Below are 19,033 nucleotides of genomic sequence, written 5' to 3'. Positions count from 1 at the left end.
AGCCTGACCGTCCGGAGTGGGTGGGCTCCCGCCCCACCCCACCCCACCTGTCGCGACGGTCGCCCGCACCTGTCGCGACGGGTCAGGCCGCGACCAGGGCCGGCAGCACCGAGTCCGGCGCCCAGCGCGACTGCCCGCACAGCGACCAGCCCCGGCATCCCGGCTCCGCCGTGCTGCACAGCCGTTGGTTGCTCAGCACCTCGCCGTCGTCGGTCTCCAGCACGTCGAAGTGCACCGGCCGGACGGTGCCGTCCGGGCCGATCAGCAGGTGGCGACCGCCGTCGTAGGTGTCGTCCACCAGCAGGCAGCGCCGATCCAGCCGGCGGGACAGCGCCGCGACCGCGACGTGTTCGACCAGCCCCGCCGGCGGCCCGTAGCAGTCGATGGACAGCGCGAACTCGCCGGGGCGGCACCACACGTCGGCCAGCACCGCGCCGATCGGGATCCGACCGGGGTCGTGGGCGCCGAGCGGCACCACCGGCCGGCCGAGTGACTCGGCCAACGCCTGGTAGACCTCCACCCGGACCAGGTCGTCGTCGACTTTCCAGTTCCAGAGTTCGGTCATGCCGCCCCCACCTTTCGTTGGTGCCTGCCGGACCGGCGAGCCCGCGTACGGGCTCGGCCGGCCCTCCCCCCGCGAACCGGACGGTTCGCCTCCTGAGACGATGGTGCGGGTCCGCGGCGTCCGACTGGGGCGAAGTTACCGGTCTGTGACCATTTAAGCCTGAATTGTCCGCTATCGGCACTCCTGGGGTCGGTTATCCGACCACCAGCATCGCCTCGCCGCGCGCCCGCAGCTCGCCGATCACCACCCCGCCGGGCACCTCGCCGGCGACCAGCAGCCCGCCCGAGGTCTGCGCGTCCGCCAGCAACAGCCGGTCCTCCTGCGGGGTGTCGCCGAACTCCGTCCACGGTTGCACCCAGGCCAGGTTGCGCTTGGTGCCGCCACTGACGTGGCCGTCCCGCACGGCCGCCCGCGCCCCGTCGAGATAGGGAACGCGAGCCCGGTCCACGACCGCGGTCAGGCCGCTCGCCCGCGCCAGCTTGGACAGGTGCCCGAGCAGGCCGAAGCCGGTCACGTCGGTGCCGCACCGGATGCCGGCCGCCACGGCCGCACGGGCCGCGTCCCGGTTGAGCGTGGTCATCGCGGCCACCGCCGCCGGGAAGACCTCGCCGGTCGCCTTGTGCCGCGAGTTGAGCACACCCACGCCGAGCGGTTTGGTCAGCGACAGCGGCAGACCCGGCCGGCCCGCGTCCAGAGTGATCATCTCGTCCGGCCGGACCAGCCCGGTCACCGCGAGGCCGTACTTGGGGCCGTCGTCGTCCACGCTGTGCCCGCCGGCCAGGTGACAGCCGGCCTGCCGGGCCAGGTCGTAGCCGCCGCGCAGCACCTCGCCGGCGATCTCCATCGGCAGGACGTCCCGGGGCCAGCAGAGCAGGTTCAGCGCGACCAGCGGGGTACCGCCCATGGCGTACACGTCGGACAGGGCGTTGCAGGCGGCGATCCGGCCCCAGTCGTACGGGTCGTCCACCACCGGGGTGAAGAAGTCCACCGTGGCGACGGCGGCGGTCCGCTCGTCCAGCCGGACCACCGCGGCGTCGTCGCCGTTCTCGGTCCCCACCAGCAGGTCGGACCGGTCACCGCCGGTCGGGATGCCCAGCCCGGCCACCACGGCCTCCAGCTCACCGGGCGGGATCTTGCAGGCGCAGCCGCCACCCCGGGCGTACTGCGTCAGTCGGACCGCTTCCATCGCCGCTCCTCTCCGCGTACGCGGACGGTTCCATCCTGCCCGTCGCCCCGGCGGACCGGACGGCGGCCCGGCGCCGGACGCGGACGCCCGGGGGTTGCTTGCACCCGCCTGGTGTTATTGCTCCGTGACCTCTCTGGTGGCGTGCTGGAACGCGGTCCCGCCTACAGTTGCGCACACAGGTGAGGCGCCCCGGCCATCCCCGGACCGGCACGGGCGGACGGCGACCAGGACGGCGACCGACAGAACGGGAGAACAACGGTGACGACCGGCGAACCGCTCATCGTGCTCGAAGCGGTCGACAAGTGGTTCGGCCCGCTGCATGTGCTGCAGGACGTGAACCTTTCGGTCGATCGGGGCGAGGTCGTCGTGGTCATCGGTCCGTCCGGTTCCGGAAAGTCGACACTGTGCCGCGCCATCAACCGACTTGAGCCGATCAACTCCGGCAGCATCACCTTCGACGGCCAGCCGCTGCCGGCCGAGGGCCGTCCGCTGGCCCGGCTGCGCAGCGAGGTCGGCATGGTCTTCCAGTCGTTCAACCTGTTCGCCCACAAGACCATTCTGGAAAACGTCACGCTCGGTCCGATCAAGGTCCGCAAGGAGAAGCCCGCCGCGGTCCGGGAGCGGGCCATGGCCCTGCTCGACCGGGTCGGCATCGCCAACCAGGCGGAGAAGTACCCGGCGCAGCTCTCCGGCGGCCAGCAGCAGCGGGCGGCGATCGCCCGGGCGCTGGCCATGCAGCCCAAGGCGATGCTCTTCGACGAGCCGACCAGCGCGCTGGACCCGGAGATGGTCGGCGAGGTGCTGGACGTGATGACCTCACTGGCCCGGGACGGGATGACCATGGTGGTGGTCACGCACGAGATGGGCTTCGCCCGGCACGCCGCCAACCGGGTCATCTTCATGGCCGACGGGCAACTCGTCGAGGACGCCCCGCCCTCGGAGTTCTTCGCGAACCCGCGCAGCGAGCGGGCCAAGGACTTCCTCTCCAAGATCCTGACCCACTAGTTGTCCACCGTGGAGCGTGTCGGCCCGGATCCGGGTCGGCACGTTCCGCCGAAGAAGGGTTGCAGCACATGCGAATGACGCGGATTGGAGCGCTGGCCGCGGTCGCGGCACTGTCGTTCGGGGTGGCCGCCTGCGGCGGCGACGACAGCGGGAGCGGCGGCGCCGACCCCGACAAGTCCTTCCCGGCCGGCAGCACGATGGAGCGGCTGAACAAGGCCCAGGCGATCAAGGTCGGCACGAAGTTCGACCAGCCGGGCTTCGGCCAGAAGGGCCTGTCCGGCAAGCCCGAGGGCTTCGACGTGGAGATCGCCAAGCTCATCGTCAAGGAGCTGGGTATCCCGGAGAGCAAGATCGAGTACGTCGAGACGCCCTCCAAGGTCCGCGAGGACGTCATCCAGAACGGCACCGTGGACCTCGTGGCGGCGACGTACACGATCAACGACACCCGCAAGGAGCGCGTCGCGTTCGCCGGGCCGTACTACGAGGCCGGGCAGAACATCATGGTGCGCAAGGACGACAGCTCGATCACCGGGCCGGACTCGTTCAAGGACGGCGGCAAGAAGGTCTGCTCGGTCACCGGCTCCACCCCGGCCGAGGAGATCAAGAAGTACGTCAAGGACGTGGCCAGCCAGCTCGTGCTCTTCGACACGTACGACAAGTGCCGGGACGCGCTGAAGGGTCAGCAGGTCGACGCGGTCACCACCGACAACGTCATCCTGCTCGGCTACATCGCCAAGGACGAGGCGTCGTTCAAGATGGCCGGCGACAACTTCACCAAGGAGCCGTACGGCATCGGGGTGAAGAAGGACGACACGGACTTCCGCAACTTCATCAACGACGTGCTGGAGAAGGCGTTCGGCGACGGATCGTGGAAGAAGGCGTGGGACGACACCGCCGGCAAGTTCGGCGCCACCCTGGGCGACCCGCCCACCCTCAACCGGTACTGATCGGGTACCGGCACCCACGGCAGGGTTGAGCACGCGGATCTGGAGGGCGATACATGGAGGCAACGGCGTGAGCGTCCTGGTCGACAGGTTCGACGTCTTCGTCGGCGGCTTCTGGGTCACCCTCCAGATCTGCGTGCTCGCCGCGATCGGGGCGCTCATCCTGGGCACCCTGGTCGCGGTGTTGCGGATCTCGCCGATCCCGCCGCTGCGCGCGGTGGGCACGGCGTACGTGACGATCTTCCGCAACGTACCGCTGACCGTGGTGATGTTCTTCGCCGCGTTCGGCCTGCCGGCGCTCGGTTCGAACGCCGACTTCCTGCGGGTCCCCGGGCTGGACACGGTGATGCGCCGGCTCGGCACCGATCTGCCGTACTTCCGGTTCGTCGTGATCGCGCTCGTGGTCTACACGGCGGCCTTCGTCTGCGAGGCGCTGCGCTCCGGGGTGAACGCGGTGTCCGCCGGCCAGGCCGAGGCCGCCCGGTCGCTCGGCCTCACCTTCGGGCAGAACCTGCGGCACGTCGTGCTGCCGCAGGCATGGAAGGCCGCGGTCGTGCCGCTCGGCTCGGTCATCATCGCCATGATCAAAAACTCGGCGCTCGCCGGTTTCTTCGGCGTGGTCGGCGACCTCGCACAGACCTCCGACCAGCTCACCTCGGCCGAGGGCCACGCCTTCATCCCGGTGGCCATCGGCGTCTCGATCGGCTATCTGATCATGACCGTTCCGCTCGGCATGCTGCTCGACCGGTTGGAGAAGCGACAGGCGGTGGCCCGATGAGCCAGCAGCAGACCAGCGTCCTCTACGACGCACCCGGGCCGCGGCAGCGCCGGATCACCTGGATCAGCAGCGTCATCGCCACCGTCCTGCTGGTGCTGCTGGCCTACCTGCTGATCTACCGTCCGCTGGACGACAAGGGCCAGTTCTCGATGGAGCTGTGGGGACCGCTTGTCGACCCCTCCAACGAGTACTTCGCGCAGGTGTGGCAACGGCTCGGCACCGGCCTGCGCCGCACCGCCATCGCCGCCGTGCTGGCCATCGTCTCCTCGCTGGTCTGCGGCACCCTGCTGGCGGTGTTGCGGGTGCAACTGCGCGGCCTCACCCGGCGCCGGTTCACCGGCGTGGGCGTGCCGGTCGGTCTCGCCCTTCGCTGGCTGAGCCGGCTGCTGTCGGTGGTCACCCGGTTCTGCGTCGAGGTGTTCCGCGGCCTGCCGGTGGTGCTCACCATCTTCTTCGTGGCCCGCGGCCTGCCCGAGTTCGGTGTCAGCCTCGACAACCTGTGGTACCTGGTGCTCGGCCTGACCATCTACAACATGGTGGTCATCGCCGAGATCCTGCGCTCGGGCATGGAGGGGCTGCCCGGCGGACAGTCCGAGGCCGCCGCCGCGATCGGGCTGTCACCGTTCCAGACCACCCGGCTCGTCCTGCTGCCGCAGGCGTACCGGATCATGCTTCCGGCGCTGATCAGTCAGCTCGTGGTGATCCTCAAGGACACCTCGCTCGGCTTCATCATCAGCTACGAGGACACGCTGAACATCGCCAAGCAGGTCATCGGCGTGCTGGGCAACCCGATCCAGGTGTACCTGGTGATCGGCGCGGCCTTCATCGCCGTGAACTACTCGCTGTCCAAGCTGGCCCACTACGTGCAGCAGCGGCTCTCCCGCGGCCGGCGCACCGCGGCCACCGGAACCGGCGCCGCCGGCACCGAACTGGAGACCGAGGCCGTCGCCGGCACCACCACCTGAGCACCAGCCGCCGTCCGAGGCGTTCGGCCGGGCCGGACCCGTCGAGATGGGCCGGACCCGTCGAGATGGGCCGGGAGCCCGCCCACGACGGGATCAAGCCTGACCGCCCAGAGTGGGCGGGCTCCCGGCCCACCCACCAAACCGGCCCACCCACCAAACCGGACCGGCCGGCAACCGTCAGCGGGCGATCTCGGTCACCCGGGACTCCCGGACCACCGTCACCCGGATCTGCCCCGGGTACGTCAGTTCCTCCTCGATCTGCTTGGCCACGTCCCGGGCCAGCACGGCGGCCGCGATGTCGTCGACGTCGTCCGGCTTGACCATCACCCGGATCTCCCGACCGGCCTGCATCGCGAAGACCTTCTCCACCCCCGACTTGCCGCCGGCGATCTCCTCGATCCGCTCCAGCCGGTTGACGTACGCCTCCAGGCTCTCCCGGCGAGCCCCGGGACGGCCCCCGGAGCAGGCGTCCGACGCCTGGGTGAGCACCGCCTCGATGGTCTGCGGCGGCACCTCGTTGTGGTGCGCCTCGATGGCGTGCACCACGTCCTCGCTCTCGCCGTACTTGCGGGCCAGGTCGGCGCCGATGATCGCGTGGCTGCCCTCGACCTCGTGGGTGAGCGCCTTGCCGATGTCGTGCAGGAACGCCGCCCGCTTGACGGTGGGTACGTCCAGCCGCAGTTCCGATGCCATGATCCCGGCGATGTGCGCGGTCTCGACGAGATGCTTGAGCACGTTCTGCCCGTACGAGGTGCGGTAGCGCAGCCGGCCGAGCAGCGTGACCAACTCGTCGTGGATCTCGGTGATGCCCACCTCGACCAGCGCGTCCTCGGCGGCCCGCCGGCACAGGCCGGCGACCTCCTGCCGGGCGTGGTCGTAGACCTCCTCGATGCGGTGCGGATGGATCCGGCCGTCCAGCACCAGCTTCTCCAGGGTGAGCCGGCCGACCTCCCGGCGCACCGGATCGAAGCAGGACAGCAGCACCGCCTCCGGGGTGTCGTCGATGATCAGGTTGACTCCGGTCACCGACTCGAAGGCCCGGATGTTGCGGCCCTCGCGGCCGATGATCCGGCCCTTCATCTCGTCGCCGGGCAGGTGCAGCACGCTGACCACGCTCTCCGCGGTCTGTTCGCTGGCCACCCGCTGAATGGCGTCCACAACGATGTGCCGGGCGCGCTGTTCGGCGGTGGCCCGCGCGTCGCTCTCGATGTCCCGGGCCAGGATCGCGGCCTCCCGCTTCGCCTGGCCCTCGATGGCCTCCACCAGTTCCTGCCGGGCGGCGTCCGCGGTGAGCCCGGCGATCCGCTCCAGCTCCCGCCGGTACGCCTCCTCGCCGACCGCGAGCGCCTCCTCCCGGACGGTCAGCGCGGCCTCCCGGGCGGCCAGTTCCGCCGTGGCGACGGTGAGCCGGCGCTCCCGCTCGGCCAGCCGCTCGACCTCCTCGGTGTGCAGCCGCTCGCGTTCGTCCATCCGCTGCGCCCGCCGCTCCACCTCGGCGGCCTGTTCCCGGGTGGTGGAGGCCAGCATCGCGACCTCGCGTTCCCCGCTGCGCCGGGCCGCCGCGCGTACCTGCTCGGCGTCGCTCTCGGCCTGCCGGTGCGCACGGTCCAGGACGTTGTCCGCCTCGGCCCGGGCCGCCTCAAGCACCCGGCGTGCCTCGGCCCGCGCGGCGTTCGCCTCGGCCTTGGCGCCCGCGGCCTCGGCGCGGGCGGCCGCGGCGGCGGACTTCGCGACGTCGACGGAGGAGGACGCCTCGTCGGCCGCTTCCCGGAGCGCCGCCAGGGACTGCTCCTGGCGGTCCCGTTCGGCCGCGAACGCCGGATCCTCGGCCGCCGCCGGGGCACGTCCGGAGCCGATCCGCCGCATGATCCGGACGCTGAGCACGAGGGCCACCACCACGACCGCCGCCAGCAGGGCGATCGCGAGCAGCAGTACCCATTCCAGTGCGCTCATCGGGCCGCTCCGCCGGCCAGGGCTGGCGCCGCCATCCGGGCGTGCGGCCGGAGCGCGGCGCGGGAGACGGCCGGCGTCCCGGAGCACCCGCCCGGCCGGTGCGCGAGGGCCCGGGGAGGTCCGGGTACGCGGAGGTGCGGGCTACCGGTGTCGCGGCCGGGCCAACCGACGACGCCGTCGGTTGTCTTCCGGATCCGGCTCCCGCCGGTCGACACGTCTGAATCACGGCCCTGCTGCCACCAGGTCATGGCCGCCTCCCTCCACGACGCGGCACCGGAAGCGGTAGGCCTCCGGTCCGCCTTGCGCTTGGAGACGCCCGACCTGGGCAGCGGCTGCGGGTAGGTGCCACCGAACGGCGCGGGGTTGCCGCGTCGCCGGGGGCCGACATCGATGTCGTCACGCCCCGGACCGGCCCGTCCGGGGCGAGTAATCTGGCCGCTGAGCTGGCCGAAGTGTTGTCGTACTGTTATGCGATCTATGTTGTGCGCGTTGCCTGCACTGGTCGGGCGGTTCTCACCTTTGTAGGCGAGGCTAGGTCGCAAGGGGCCGTTCGGTCAAGGAGTCATGATCGACCAGCCGTTTCCCGATGCCCCGATCGTCCCGCTCGACCCGCCGGTCCCGCCCGTACCACGGGCCACCGTTGATCAGCGGGCGCCGAGGGCCACGGCCGCGGCGACCAGCGCGAGGTTGTCCGGTGCCGGGGACCCGTCCGGCAGTTCGGCGGTGTCCTCCAGCCCGATCCTGGTGTGCAGGCCGTACCGCACCGCCAGCGCCAGCACCGGCCACGTGCCGGGACCCTCGGCATGCAGCAGCACCGGCGGCTCCGGCTCCGCGGCGGCGCCGGTCCCGGTCTCCGCGGGCTCGGCGGTGTCGGTGTCGGCGGTGTCGGTGTCGGCGGGTTGGGTGTCGGCGGGTTGGGTGTCGGCGGGTTGGGTGTCGGCGGGTTGGGTGTCGGCGGCGGCATCCGGGCCGCCGGCCCGCAGCGCGGCCAACAGTTCCTCGGCCTGCGCGGTGGCGCCGTCCGGATCCGGCCGCAGACACTCCAGCAGCACCCGGTGCACCGGCACCCGCCACCGCCGGTACGCCGCCACCGCGTCCGGCGTCCACAACCCCGCCTCCACCCCGATCCCCCGCTCGTGCAGGGCCATCGCCACCGCCTCGGCACCGGGCTCGTGCGCGTTGACCGAGGCGAAGTCCGGCAGGGTGACCCAACTGCGCACGGCCGCGACCCGGGCGGCGGGTTCCGGGACGATCCAGGCGCCGGTGCTGATTCCGATCGGCGTGCCGGGGCAGGCGGCCCGGACCGCGGCCACCGACTCCGCCACGAAGGTCGCGGCCAGGGTCTCGGCGCCGTCGTGGTCACGCGGGTGCAGGTGGATGGCGGTCACGCCGGACGCCACACAGGCCACGGCGTCGGCGGCCAGTTCGGCTCCGGTGACCGGAACGGCCGGATGTTCCCGCCGGCTCCGGCCGCCGTTGAGACAGACCTTCAGCACCGCGCACCCCCTACGACGAACCGTACCGACCGTCCCGGTCGCCCTCCCCCGACTCGGCGTCGGCCAGCGCGTCCGCGTCGATCTGGTCCATGAGTTCCGCGGCCTCGGCGCTCTGCGCGGCCAGCCCGTCCTGCACGGCCCGGATCGCCACCTGTGGCGGATAGCCCCGCCGGGCCAGCATCCCGACCAGCCGGCGGAAGATCGCGTCCGGCTCGCCCCGGGCGGTACGCAACTTCCGGGCCACCAGCGCCCGCGCGGTCTCGGCCTCGGTCGACTCGTCCAGTTCACCCAGCGCCTCGGTGGCGACCTCCCGGTCGACCCCACGCTGCCGCAGCTCGTTGGCCAGGGCCCGGCGGGCCAGGCCACGGCCCGCGTGCCGGCTGCTCACCCAGGCCCGGGCGAACGCGGCATCGTCGATCATGCCGACCTCGCCGTACCGGTCCAGCACCGTGTCGGCGATCTCCTCGGATATCCCGCGCCGGGCCAACGCGGTGGCCAGCTCCGCCCGGGTGCGCGGGCGGACGGCGAGCTGGCGCAGGCAGATCTCCCGGGCCACCTCCGCCTCGTCGCGGGGCGGCGGATCGTCGCCGGCCGGCCCGCTGTCGGCCGGCCGGCCGTCGGTTGCCCTACCGCCGGTTGCCCGACCGTCTCCCCGGGGCCGGCGCGGCCGGGGTGGGGAGGCGTCCCAACCCCGGCCGGTGCGGGCACCACGTCTTCCGGGCATGCGTCAACCGCTCCGCTCGCCCTCAGCCGCCCTCAGAAGTCCACCGGCGGCAACTCGGGGCCGCTGGCGGCGTCGCCGGCGCCGGTGCCCACGCCCAGCTTCTCGAGGATCTTCTTCTCGATCTCGGCGGCCACGTCCGGGTTTTCGCGCAGGAACTCCCGGGCCTTCTCCTTGCCCTGCCCGAGCTGGTCCCCGTCGTAGGTGTACCAGGCGCCGGACTTGCGGATGATCGACTGCTCCACGCCCACGTCGATCAGCGAGCCCTCCCGGGAGATGCCCTTGCCGTACATGATGTCGAACTCGGCCTGCTTGAACGGCGCGGCGACCTTGTTCTTCACGACCTTGACCCGGGTCCGGTTGCCGACCACGTCGGTGCCGTCCTTGAGGCTCTCGATGCGGCGCACGTCCAACCGGACCGAGGCGTAGAACTTCAGCGCCCGCCCACCGGTCGTCGTCTCGGGGCTGTTGTGCACCATGACGCCGTCGACGAAATAGTTGTGGTTGCCCTCGACCTCGATGTCGAACCGGTTCATGGACCGCCCCTTCGGTTTCACCCGAACGTCCAGAACCCGAGCCGGGACGGGGGCCAACTCGGCGGCGGCGAGCTGAGGCTCGACCGTGCACCGTCCCCGGAAACGCGGCGGAAGCTTCGATTCCATGGCCGCAGGGACGTAGGGGGCCGTCAATTCGTGGAACCGGGCCGAGGACGCCGCCGTGAACACGATGGCGGCGCCGCGCACCCCGTTGGCGATCAGCGTGACGTCCAGGTCATGGACATCACGGAGATAGTCGACAAGCCGCTCCCGGCTGCCCTCGGACATCGTCTCGACGCAGATCTCGATCCGACCGGATCCATCATCGGCGCGCTGCCGCACCCCCGTGGAGCGGTCGGTGAAACACCCGGCATCCATGTACCACACGGCGAGCGCCAGGGGGGTCAGCGCCTTGAGGTAATCCCAGCCGAGGTGCTTCCTTCCGTCGCCGAGATAGACCGCGCGGTGCAACTCGTCCAGCTCGGGCAACGGCGTGAAGTCGGCGAGCACAGCGCCGCGCGGATCGACCCGGCGCGACACGGAAATGTTGCCCAGCAGCGACACCTTCCAGTCGAGATAGGCCGCCTGGCGGGCGTCGTGTCCGAGCCGGAAACGAACCCCGGACCGCCCATTCCGGCCGGGCGAGAGGTTGCCGTCACCCAGCAGCGAGCCGAGCACGACCTGCCACTGCTGTTCGCCGAGCCGGCGCTCCTCGGCCAGCATCACCCGGTCACCCGCGATCAGGTCACCGGCGGCCTGCCACCCTCCGGGGGTACGGATCAGGTGGTTGGCGGTGGCGGCAAACCGCGCGCGCCCGCTGCCGCCCGCCTTGGCCACCGTGAACTGAAGAAAACTCTCCGCCGGCCCGTTGTTGAACCAGTTCGTGATCCGCCGCGGCTCCACCCGGTCGGTGTCCGGGTTGTAGGAGAGGACCTCGACGTCCATCCGCTGGTTGACGATCCTGCCGATCTTCTCCTGCCGGCCGTCGGCCAGGGTGACCCTGGTCGAGTACGACATGCAGCCGAACATCACACCGATCTTCTCGCGGAGCTGGTTGATGAAGATCGCGGTCGTGCCGGTGTTGTTGAGCACACCGGTGATCTTGCGGAGCGCCTGGCTCATCAGCCGGGCCTGGAGGCCCACGTGGCTGTCGCCCATCTCGCCCTCGATCTCGGCGCGCGGCACCAGGGCGGCCACCGAGTCGATCACGATGATGTCCAGCGCGCCGGAGCGGACCAGCATGTCGGCGATCTCCAGCGCCTGCTCGCCGGTGTCCGGCTGGGAGACCAGCAGGGCATCCGTGTCCACCCCGAGCGCCCGGGCGTACTCCGGGTCGAGCGCGTGCTCGGCGTCGATGAAGGCCGCGATGCCGCCGGCCCGCTGGGCGTTGGCCACCGCGTGCAGCGCCACCGTCGTCTTACCGCTGGACTCCGGGCCGTAGATCTCGACCACCCGGCCCCGGGGCAGCCCGCCCACCCCGAGCGCCACGTCGAGCGCGATGGAGCTGGTCGGGATGACGGCGGTCTGCACGACCGGGCGCTCGCCCAGTCGCATCACCGACCCCTTGCCGAACTGCTTGTCGATCTGAGCGAGAGCCAGGTCGAGTGCCTTCTCCCGGTCAGGTCCTGCCGCCATGGTCGCCACCCCTGCCTTCGCCGGCGTCTTCGAACTTTTCGTCACACGGGACACGCTAGGCGCTGGGTACGACAAACACGACCGACCGGGCCGTGGCCTGTGGACAGCGCCTCGCCGTGGACAATAGCCGAACACGTGTACGAGATCGCGTCGGACACGCGGGTCGCGTGAAAATGCAGCTCAGCGTAGTCGCGCGGGCACCCGGTCGGGATAGGCCGCGCAGACCGCACGCCACACCGTCGCCGTCTCCTCGCCGTCCGCGATGGCCTGCCGGATGGTCCGCCCGGACAACTGGGACAGCACCTGGTCGGTGGCGAGGCTGGCGGCGTAACCCGGGCCGAAGGCCTCCTCCAGCCGGTCCCAGAAATCCGTCAACCGCACCGCACCGCTCCCCTCCGACCCGCCCGGACGCCGTCCGTGGGTCACCCGCCTCCGGCACCCGCGGCCATCGCCGGCACCCGCCGCAACGCTAACGCCAGCAGCGGCACGGCGGCGACCGCCGCCAGCGCGGTCAGCACCGGATAGCCGGCGAACTGCACGACAAACCCGCTGACCCCGCCGGCCGACGCGCCGGCCAGCCCCATCACCAGATCGGTCAGCCCCTGGGCGGCCGGCCGCACCTGCCCGGGCACCGACTCGGACAGCAGCGTGGAGCCCGCGACCATGGTCGCGGACCAGCCGAGGCCCAGCAGGACCAGGCCGACAGCCAACCAGGGCGTGTCGTGCCCGGCGCTGCCGGCCACCGCACACGCGACCAGCAGCACGGCCACGCCGCCGAGGATCACCGCCCGCCGGCCGAACCGGTCTGCCGACCAGCCGACCAGCGGGGACAGCGCGTACATGCCGGCGATGTGCAGGCTCAGCACCAGGCCGACCAGCCGCAGCACGTCCGCGTCGCCGTGCGACTCGCCGATGCGTACCGGGGTCATCGTCATCACCGCGACCATGACGACGTGGCCGACCGCGACGGCGGCCATCCCGAGCCGGGCGTCCGGCCGCGCCGCCACCACCCGCAGGGCGTCCCGCAGCCCGTACCGGCCAACCGGGCGCGTCGTACCGGGCGGGTCGGCCGCGATACCCGCGGCGCCGGCTCCGGGCGGGTCGGCCGTACCGGCGGCGCCGGCCGCCGCCAGCCGGCGGGCCGTGAGCAGCGGGTCCGGGCGCAGCAGCACGAGCAGCAGCACGGCCGCCAGCACGAAGGCGGCGGCGCTGAACGCGAACGGCCCGGCGTACCGGGGCAGCCCGAGCCCGCGGGTCGTCGCGTCGGCAAGCGTGGCGAAGTTCGGCGCCGCCACCGCGCCGATGGTGGTGGCCCAGACCACCAGGGACAGCTGCCGGGCCCGGCGGGCCGGCTCGGCCAGGTCGACGGCGGCGTACCGGGCCTGGAGGTTCGCCGCGCTGCCGCCGCCGAACAGCAGCATCCCGGCGAACAGCAACGGCACCCAGTGGTGCACGGCCGCGACCACCACCAGCAACCCGCCGGCCGCCCCGCAAAGGTACGCCAGCGCCAGCCCCGGCCGGCGGCCGTAGCCGGCCATCACCCGGGTGACCGGTACGGCCAGCAACGCCGCCCCCACCACCGCGCACGACGAGGCCAGCCCGGAGACGGCGGTACCGGCGTTGTCCCGGGCCAGCAGGGCGCCCACGGTGACCCCGATGGTCACCCCGATCCCGCCGATGATCTGCGTCATGAACAGCAGCCGGAGCGTCCGCCGGCGGATCGGCGCGACGTCGATCCCCACCCGCACCGGCGCGGGTACCTCGGTCGTCATGGGCGGACCGGACCCTTCCCGGCGGCGTCCCGGCACCCGAGTTCCGCCGGCGTCACAGGCCGAGCCCGCGACCGATGATCTCCTTCATGATCTCCGTCGTCCCGCCGTAGATCGTCTGCACCCGGCTGTCCAGCCAGGCACGCGCCACCGGGTATTCGAGCATGAAGCCGTACCCGCCGTGCAACTGCACGCAGCGGTCGGCGACCTTGTTCTGCAACTCGGTCGTCCACCACTTCGCCTTGGCCGCGTCGGCGACCGACAGCCGGCCGGCGATGAACTCCGCGACGCAGTGGTTCAGGAACGTCCGCGCGATGGTGACCTCGGTGTCCAGCTCCGCCAGCAGGAACCGGTTGTGCTGGAACGCGCCGATCGGCCGGCCGAACGCCTGCCGGCTGCGCGCGTACTCCAGGGTGGTGGCGAGCAGATGCTCGGCCGCGGCCACCGCCACGACCGCGATGCTCAGCCGTTCCCGGGGCAGGTTGCCCATCAGGTGATAGAAGCCGTGGTTCTCGGTGCCGATCAGGTTCTCCGCCGGCACCCGGCAGTCGTCGAAGAACAGCTCGGCGGTGTCGTTCGCCTTCAGACCCACCTTGGCCAGCCGGCGCCCCCGGCTGAACCCCGGGGTGTCCCGCTCCACGGCGATCAGGCTCACGCCGTGCGCACCCTGCTCGGGTGCCGTCTTGGCCACCACGACCACGAGATCGGCCAGTTCGCCGTTGGTGATGAAGGTCTTCTGGCCGTTGAGGACGTAGCCGTCGCCGTCGCGGACCGCGGTGGTGCGGATGCCCGCCAGGTCCGAGCCGGCGGCCGGCTCGCTCATCGCGATCGCCGTGATCAGCTCGCCGGAGCAGAACCCGGGCAGCCAACGCTTGCGCTGGTGGTCGGTGGTCAGGTCGGTGAGGTACGGCGCCACGACGTCGTTGTGCAGCCCGAAGCCCAGTCCCGAGCAGCCCGCCGCGACGATCTCCTCGACCAGCACCGCGTTGAACCGGAAGTCCCGCTGGCCACCGCCGCCGTACTCCTGCGGTACGTCGGGGCCGAGCAGCCCGGCCGCCCCCGCGGCCCGCCAGACGTCCCGCTCGACGATGCCGTCGGCCTCCCACCGCTCGTGCCGGGGCACCGCCTCGCGGGCCAGGAACTCGCGACACAGCTCCCGGAACTCCTGGTGCACGGGCTCGTAGAGATGCTGCTGCATGCCGGTCAGTCTGGCACCCGGGCCGGCCCGCGCCCAGCGGCGCCGACCGGCAACGCCGACCACCGGCCCGACCAGCGGCGGTTCACCGGCGGCGCAGCACCCCGGCCGCCACCTTCAGGTCGGCCACCAGACCCGCGTACGCCTCGTCGCGGTTGTCGGCGCGCAGCACGGCGGACGGGTGGATGGTGGCCAGCAGCTGGGCCGGCGGCGCGTCCGCCCGCTCGCCGCGGGAGTCGATCGGCACCTGCCGGAAGTCGTCCGGGTTCTGCGCGGCGTCCGGCCACGGCATGAGCCGGCCGCGCGCCTGCGTGACCCGGAACGACGGGCCGAGCAGCGCCTTGCCGGCGGTGGCCCCGAGCACCACGACCACCGCGGGCCGGAGCCGGCCGAACTCGGCCACCAGCCAGGGGCGGCAGGCCACGATGTGCACCCGGTCCGGGGTCTGGTGGATGCGCCGCCTGCCGCGCAGCTCGAACCGGAAGTGCTTCACGGCGTTGGTGAGGTAGATGTGTTTCGGGTCGATGCCCGCGTCGTCGACGGCCTCCCGCAACAGGCGCCCGGCCGGTCCGACGAACGGCAGACCTTTCTGATCCTCCACGTCGCCCGGCTGCTCGCCCACGAAGACCGCCGGAGCATGCGCGTCACCCCGGCCGAAGACCGTCTGGGTCGCCGGTTCGTACAGCTCACAGCCCCGGCAGCCGGCCGCGGCGGCCTTCAGCGCGGGCAGGTCCTGGGCGTCGGGCGGGATGAACTGCTGCGCGCCGGGCGCGGTCCGGGTGTCGGCCATGGCGACTGTTCTACCCCGCCGCTGCCGCCGCACGCACCCGACCCCGCCGCGGGCCGCGGTCAGCAACCTCGGGTCGCCGTGCCCGGCGGACCCGGGCCGGCGTACGCCGGTCGGCCACGGCCCGTCAGCCGGCCGTGGCGCCCGGGTCGCCGCCCTGCTCGATCGGATCCGGCGGGCGACTGACCTGGGGAGACTCGGTCAGGTGCGGGTGCGCGTGGTACTGCGACGCGGCCGAGGCGTGCCGGTCGATGGCCCGCCGCAGCCAGCCGTCCAGCACCTTCGGCCAGTCGACCCGGTCGGCCCCGGCGTGGTTGACCCGGAACCGGCTGATGCTGGTGTGCCCGCCGCCGGAGAGCGCGAGCCGCCGGTCCAGCCAGAAGATCGCCTCCACCCCGTACGCGTCGGTCAGCAGGGTCACCTCAAGCTCGTTCATCGGCCCCGCGTACATCGGCGCGGCCCAGTAGCCGACCACCTGATGAAATCCGAGTTCCTGCCGTACCCCGGGCAGCCGGCCGGCGCGCAGCGCCGCCTGCCGCAGCTCGAAGCCGAGGCCGGCGAGGGTGTCCAGGATCCCCGCCTGCGCCGGCAGGGCGTGCACGAACAGCGGCCGCAGGTCGTCGCGCGCCGCGTCCACGCCCACCACCACGTCGGTACGCAGTCCCATCCGCAGACTGAGCGGCGCCTTGTCGGCGATCACCGTCAACGGCGTCTCCCACGGCACCTGCACCGAGAACGGCACCACCCGGCGCTCCCCGGCGGCCAGGACGAACGGACCGGCCACCGCGGCCCGGTGGAACTCGACAAGCGACTGACCGCCGTCCGCGTCCTCCACCTTGGCCACCAGGCCGAGCAGCACCCGGTCCACCCGCAGCGCGCCGAGCGTGGCGGCGAGGCTCACCCGACCGGGCAACCGCAGGCCGGGCCGGGTGCTCGGGTTGAGAAGGTCGGTCTGCACCGACAGGCCCGCCTCCGCCGCCCAGCCCGACATCCGCCACCCCTACCGCAGCCGCCGGCCGCGGGGCACCGGGTCGGTCTCGTCGTCGAACTCCCCGATGACCTCCTCCAGCAGGTCCTCCAGGGCGACGAAGCCGACCGGACGGGCGGCGCCGCCGGCACCGGTGACCATGGCCAACTGCGCCTGCCGGGACCGCATCGCCGCCACCGCCTCGGTCACCGTGGCGGTGACCGGCAGCGCGAACGGGGCGGACATCAACCGCTCGGCGGTGATCCGCCGGCCGGCCGTGGTGGCCCGGACCGCCTCCCGCACGTGCACCACCCCGGTGACCCGGCCCTGCCCGTCGACCACCGGCAGCCGGGACCGCCCGCTGTCCCGGGAGACCTGCTCGATCCGCTCGGCGGTGTCCCGCGGCCGGACCACCACCATCCGCTCCAGCGGCTCCATCACGTCGGCGAGGCTGGTGCCCTGCAACTCCAGCATGCTGGTCAGCATCAGGTGCTGCTCGGCCTCCAGCAGGCCGTGCTCGCGGGACTGTTCGAGCAGCATCCGGAGTTCGCCGGGGCCGTGCACCTGGGCCAACTGGTCCTGCGGCTGCACCCGCACCAGCCGCAGCGTGCCGTTGGCCAGCCAGTTCAACGCGGCCAGCACCGGCCGGGACACCCGGGCGAAGGCCCGGAACGGCAGGGCCAGCAGCAGCGCCGAGCGCTCGGGATCGGTGATCGCCCAGGACTTCGGGGCCATCTCGCCGACCACCAGGTGCAGGAACGTCACCACGGCCAGCGCCAGCACCAGCGCGATCACGTGACCGGTCGGGGCCGGCAGGCCCACCGCGTGCAGCAGCGGGGCCACCAGCCGTTCGATGGCCGGCTCGGCCAGCGCACCGAGGCCCAGCGTGCACACGGTGATCCCGAGCTGCGCCCCGGCCAGCATCAGCGACAGTTCCCGGCTGCCGGCCAGCGCCGCTCGGGCGGCCCGGCTGCCGGTGCCGGCGGCCTGCTCCAGCCGGTACCGCTTGCTGGCCACCAGCGCGAACTCGGCGGCCACGAAGAAGCCGTTGAGCGCCAGCAGCAGCACCGCGAGCGCCAACGCCCAGACGGGGCTCACGAGGTCACCTCGGTCCGCGCGGCGGTGCCGGGGTGCCGGCGCAGCCGTACCGAATCGGCGACGTGCCGGTCCACGGCCAGCACCTCGACCTGGACCCGCGGGTGTTTCTCGGATTCGTCCAGCTCGTCCAGCTCGGCCGGCAGGTCGATCTCCAGCAGGTCGCCGACCTCCGGGATGCGGCCCAGCTCCCGCATCACCAGTCCGGACAGCGTGTCGTACTCGGGGGCCTCCGGCAGCTCGATGCCGGTGCTGTCGGCCACCTCGTCGATCCGCCAGCGGGCCGGCACCACCCAGGAACCGTCGGGCTGGCGCACCGGTGACCGTTCCGGTGGGTCGTCCTCGTCGCGGATCGGTCCGACCAGTTCCTCGGCGATGTCCTCCAGCGTGATCACGCCGGCGAATCCGCCGTACTCGTCGACCACGCAGGCCAGCTGCCGGTGCCCGGCCCGCAGCCGGTCCAGCACGGTGGGCAGCGGCAGGCTCTCGGGCACCAGCAGCGGCGGGACCGCGACGGCAGAGACCGGCGTGTCGGCCCGGCGGTCCGGCGGTACGCCGAGCACGTCGGCGATGCCGACCACCCCGACCAGGTCGTCCACGTCCACGCCCTGCACGGGGAACCGCGAGTGGCCGGTGTCCAGCAGTTCGACCAGCCGGCTGACCGGCTCGTCGGCGCGGATGGTCCGGACGTCGACCCGGGGCACCATCACCTCACCGGCGGACAGTTCGCGGAAGTCGAGGCCGCGGTCGAGCAGGTCGGACATGTCCGGGTCGAGGTAGCCCTCCTGCCGGGAGGAGGCGATGATCTGTTCCAGGTCCTCCGGGCTGGCGCCGCTGGGCAGTTCCTCGACGGGCTCGATGCCCAGCCGGCGCAGCAGCCGGGTGGCGGCCAGGTCGAAGAGCCGGATCAGCGGCCCGGCCAGCCGCAGGTAGATCAGCGTCGACCGGCTCAGCGCCCGGGCCAGCGCCTCGGCCCGGACGATCGCGAGGTTCTTCGGCGCCAGCTCGCCCAGCACCATCTGCACGACGGTGGCCAGCAGCAGGGCCAGGGCCACCGACAGCGGCAGGCTGAGCGCGGCCGGTACGCCGGCCAGCCCGAGCAGGTCGGCCAGGCCCTCGCCGAGGTAGGGCTGGGCGGCGTAGCCGACCAGCAGTCCGGTGACCGTGATGCCGAGTTGGGCGCCGGAGAGCATGAAGGACAGCCGCCGGGTCACCTGCAGCGCCCGGGTGGCGGCCCGGTCGCCGCCGTCGGCGAGCTGGCGTAGCCGGCCGCGGTCCGCGGCGACGTATCCGAACTCCTGGGCGACGAAGTAACCCGTCGCCGCGGTCAACAACAGGATCAGCAGGAGACCGAGCAGGATCAGCACCGGTCGGTCAGGGCTCCCCGCGTCCGGTGTCCGCGACGCTCATCCTCCGGGCCGGGTGCCGGGTGCGAC

At 72.5% G+C, this 19,033-nt stretch carries 16 protein-coding genes and 3 pseudogenes; 4 read left to right on the top strand and 15 right to left on the bottom strand.

Annotation, left to right across the window (positions count from 1 at the left end; genetic code table 11):
* Positions 1–82: 82 nt before the first annotated feature.
* Together CIK06_RS07865 and selD are read right to left on the bottom strand one after the other, a co-directional pair.
* On the bottom strand, positions 83–565 hold the full coding sequence (locus CIK06_RS07865) for a hypothetical protein (protein ID WP_095564273.1): 483 nt from the start codon (positions 563–565) through the stop codon (positions 83–85).
* A 193-nt stretch (positions 566–758) separates the two neighbouring features.
* Entirely contained in the window at positions 759–1,751 is a 993-nt protein-coding gene (selD, locus tag CIK06_RS07860) for a selenide, water dikinase SelD (RefSeq protein ID WP_095564272.1), read from the bottom strand.
* A gap of 258 nt (positions 1,752–2,009) precedes the next feature.
* On the opposite strand from selD, the gene CIK06_RS07855 reads away from it, so the two are divergent.
* The 4 genes from CIK06_RS07855 to CIK06_RS07840 all read left to right on the top strand — a co-directional run bounded on the left by CIK06_RS07855 (position 2,010) and on the right by CIK06_RS07840 (position 5,443).
* Positions 2,010–2,756, top strand: coding sequence for an amino acid ABC transporter ATP-binding protein (locus tag CIK06_RS07855; protein ID WP_095564271.1), 747 nt, complete (start codon positions 2,010–2,012; stop codon positions 2,754–2,756).
* A 68-nt stretch (positions 2,757–2,824) separates the two neighbouring features.
* A complete protein-coding gene (locus tag CIK06_RS07850) occupies positions 2,825–3,703 on the top strand; it encodes a glutamate ABC transporter substrate-binding protein (RefSeq protein ID WP_095564270.1) in 879 nt (292 codons plus the stop codon).
* 67 nt (positions 3,704–3,770) lie between these two features.
* On the top strand, positions 3,771–4,478 hold the full coding sequence (locus tag CIK06_RS07845; RefSeq protein WP_095564269.1) for an amino acid ABC transporter permease: 708 nt from the start codon (positions 3,771–3,773) through the stop codon (positions 4,476–4,478).
* Positions 4,475–5,443: an amino acid ABC transporter permease gene (locus tag CIK06_RS07840; protein WP_095564268.1), complete on the top strand. Its 969-nt coding sequence runs from the start codon at positions 4,475–4,477 to the stop codon at positions 5,441–5,443. The genes CIK06_RS07845 and CIK06_RS07840 overlap by 4 nt, the downstream gene beginning before the upstream one ends.
* Before the next feature lie 177 nt (positions 5,444–5,620).
* On the opposite strand, the gene rny is transcribed toward CIK06_RS07840, so the two are convergent.
* The 13 genes and pseudogenes from rny to CIK06_RS07785 all read right to left on the bottom strand — a co-directional run bounded on the left by rny (position 5,621) and on the right by CIK06_RS07785 (position 18,964).
* Positions 5,621–7,396: a ribonuclease Y gene (gene rny / locus CIK06_RS07835; RefSeq protein ID WP_095564267.1), complete on the bottom strand. Its 1,776-nt coding sequence runs from the start codon at positions 7,394–7,396 to the stop codon at positions 5,621–5,623.
* Between the two features lie 644 nt (positions 7,397–8,040).
* Positions 8,041–8,892, bottom strand: a complete 852-nt coding sequence (locus CIK06_RS07830; RefSeq protein WP_095564266.1) for a 3-keto-5-aminohexanoate cleavage protein — start codon at positions 8,890–8,892, stop codon at positions 8,041–8,043.
* 10 nt (positions 8,893–8,902) lie between these two features.
* Positions 8,903–9,616, bottom strand: a complete 714-nt coding sequence (locus tag CIK06_RS07825; RefSeq protein WP_095564265.1) for a regulatory protein RecX — start codon at positions 9,614–9,616, stop codon at positions 8,903–8,905.
* Positions 9,617–9,648: 32 nt separating this feature from the next.
* A pseudogene (locus tag CIK06_RS32110) lies at positions 9,649–10,098 on the bottom strand (recombinase RecA); the annotation flags it as partial.
* Between the two features lie 6 nt (positions 10,099–10,104).
* Positions 10,105–11,166 (bottom strand): annotated as a pseudogene (locus tag CIK06_RS32105) (recombinase RecA); the annotation flags it as partial.
* 3 nt (positions 11,167–11,169) lie between these two features.
* A pseudogene (recA, locus tag CIK06_RS32100) lies at positions 11,170–11,784 on the bottom strand (recombinase RecA); the annotation flags it as partial.
* Positions 11,785–11,964: 180 nt separating this feature from the next.
* The gene (locus tag CIK06_RS07815; protein ID WP_095564264.1) at positions 11,965–12,165 is read right to left on the bottom strand and encodes a DUF3046 domain-containing protein; all 201 of its coding nucleotides are present in this window, start codon (positions 12,163–12,165) and stop codon (positions 11,965–11,967) included.
* Positions 12,166–12,206: 41 nt separating this feature from the next.
* Positions 12,207–13,556: an MFS transporter gene (locus CIK06_RS07810; protein WP_095564263.1), complete on the bottom strand. Its 1,350-nt coding sequence runs from the start codon at positions 13,554–13,556 to the stop codon at positions 12,207–12,209.
* A gap of 52 nt (positions 13,557–13,608) precedes the next feature.
* Positions 13,609–14,751 (bottom strand): acyl-CoA dehydrogenase family protein, encoded by a 1,143-nt coding sequence (locus tag CIK06_RS07805; protein ID WP_095567651.1) that lies wholly within the window; start codon positions 14,749–14,751, stop codon positions 13,609–13,611.
* Between the two features lie 82 nt (positions 14,752–14,833).
* A complete protein-coding gene (locus CIK06_RS07800; RefSeq protein WP_095564262.1) occupies positions 14,834–15,538 on the bottom strand; it encodes a UdgX family uracil-DNA binding protein in 705 nt (234 codons plus the stop codon).
* A gap of 124 nt (positions 15,539–15,662) precedes the next feature.
* Complete coding sequence (locus tag CIK06_RS07795) at positions 15,663–16,526, bottom strand: sporulation protein (RefSeq protein ID WP_095564261.1); 864 nt, start codon at positions 16,524–16,526, stop codon at positions 15,663–15,665.
* Between the two features lie 9 nt (positions 16,527–16,535).
* Positions 16,536–17,600, bottom strand: coding sequence for a hemolysin family protein (locus CIK06_RS07790; RefSeq protein ID WP_095564260.1), 1,065 nt, complete (start codon positions 17,598–17,600; stop codon positions 16,536–16,538).
* Positions 17,597–18,964, bottom strand: coding sequence for a hemolysin family protein (locus CIK06_RS07785; protein WP_095564259.1), 1,368 nt, complete (start codon positions 18,962–18,964; stop codon positions 17,597–17,599). The genes CIK06_RS07790 and CIK06_RS07785 overlap by 4 nt, the downstream gene beginning before the upstream one ends.
* Positions 18,965–19,033: the final 69 nt, after the last annotated feature.

It is taken from the genome of Plantactinospora sp. KBS50 (assembly GCF_002285795.1).
In the GTDB taxonomy this organism is placed as follows: Bacteria; Actinomycetota; Actinomycetes; order Mycobacteriales; family Micromonosporaceae; genus KBS50.
This window is presented reverse-complemented; position numbering and strand designations above follow the sequence as displayed.

Excerpts from the sequence above, each read along its gene's own strand:
- CIK06_RS07865 (WP_095564273.1), bottom strand. The coding sequence starts at position 565 with ATGACCGAACTCTGGAACTGGAAAGTCGACGACGACCTGGTCCGGGTG.
- selD (WP_095564272.1), bottom strand. The coding sequence starts at position 1,751 with ATGGAAGCGGTCCGACTGACGCAGTACGCCCGGGGTGGCGGCTGCGCC.
- CIK06_RS07850 (WP_095564270.1), top strand. The coding sequence starts at position 2,825 with ATGCGAATGACGCGGATTGGAGCGCTGGCCGCGGTCGCGGCACTGTCG.
- CIK06_RS07840 (WP_095564268.1), top strand. The coding sequence starts at position 4,475 with ATGAGCCAGCAGCAGACCAGCGTCCTCTACGACGCACCCGGGCCGCGG.
- rny (WP_095564267.1), bottom strand. The coding sequence starts at position 7,396 with ATGAGCGCACTGGAATGGGTACTGCTGCTCGCGATCGCCCTGCTGGCG.
- CIK06_RS07825 (WP_095564265.1), bottom strand. The coding sequence starts at position 9,616 with ATGCCCGGAAGACGTGGTGCCCGCACCGGCCGGGGTTGGGACGCCTCC.
- CIK06_RS07810 (WP_095564263.1), bottom strand. The coding sequence starts at position 13,556 with ATGACGACCGAGGTACCCGCGCCGGTGCGGGTGGGGATCGACGTCGCG.
- CIK06_RS07805 (WP_095567651.1), bottom strand. The coding sequence starts at position 14,751 with ATGCAGCAGCATCTCTACGAGCCCGTGCACCAGGAGTTCCGGGAGCTG.
- CIK06_RS07800 (WP_095564262.1), bottom strand. The coding sequence starts at position 15,538 with ATGGCCGACACCCGGACCGCGCCCGGCGCGCAGCAGTTCATCCCGCCC.
- CIK06_RS07795 (WP_095564261.1), bottom strand. The coding sequence starts at position 16,526 with ATGTCGGGCTGGGCGGCGGAGGCGGGCCTGTCGGTGCAGACCGACCTT.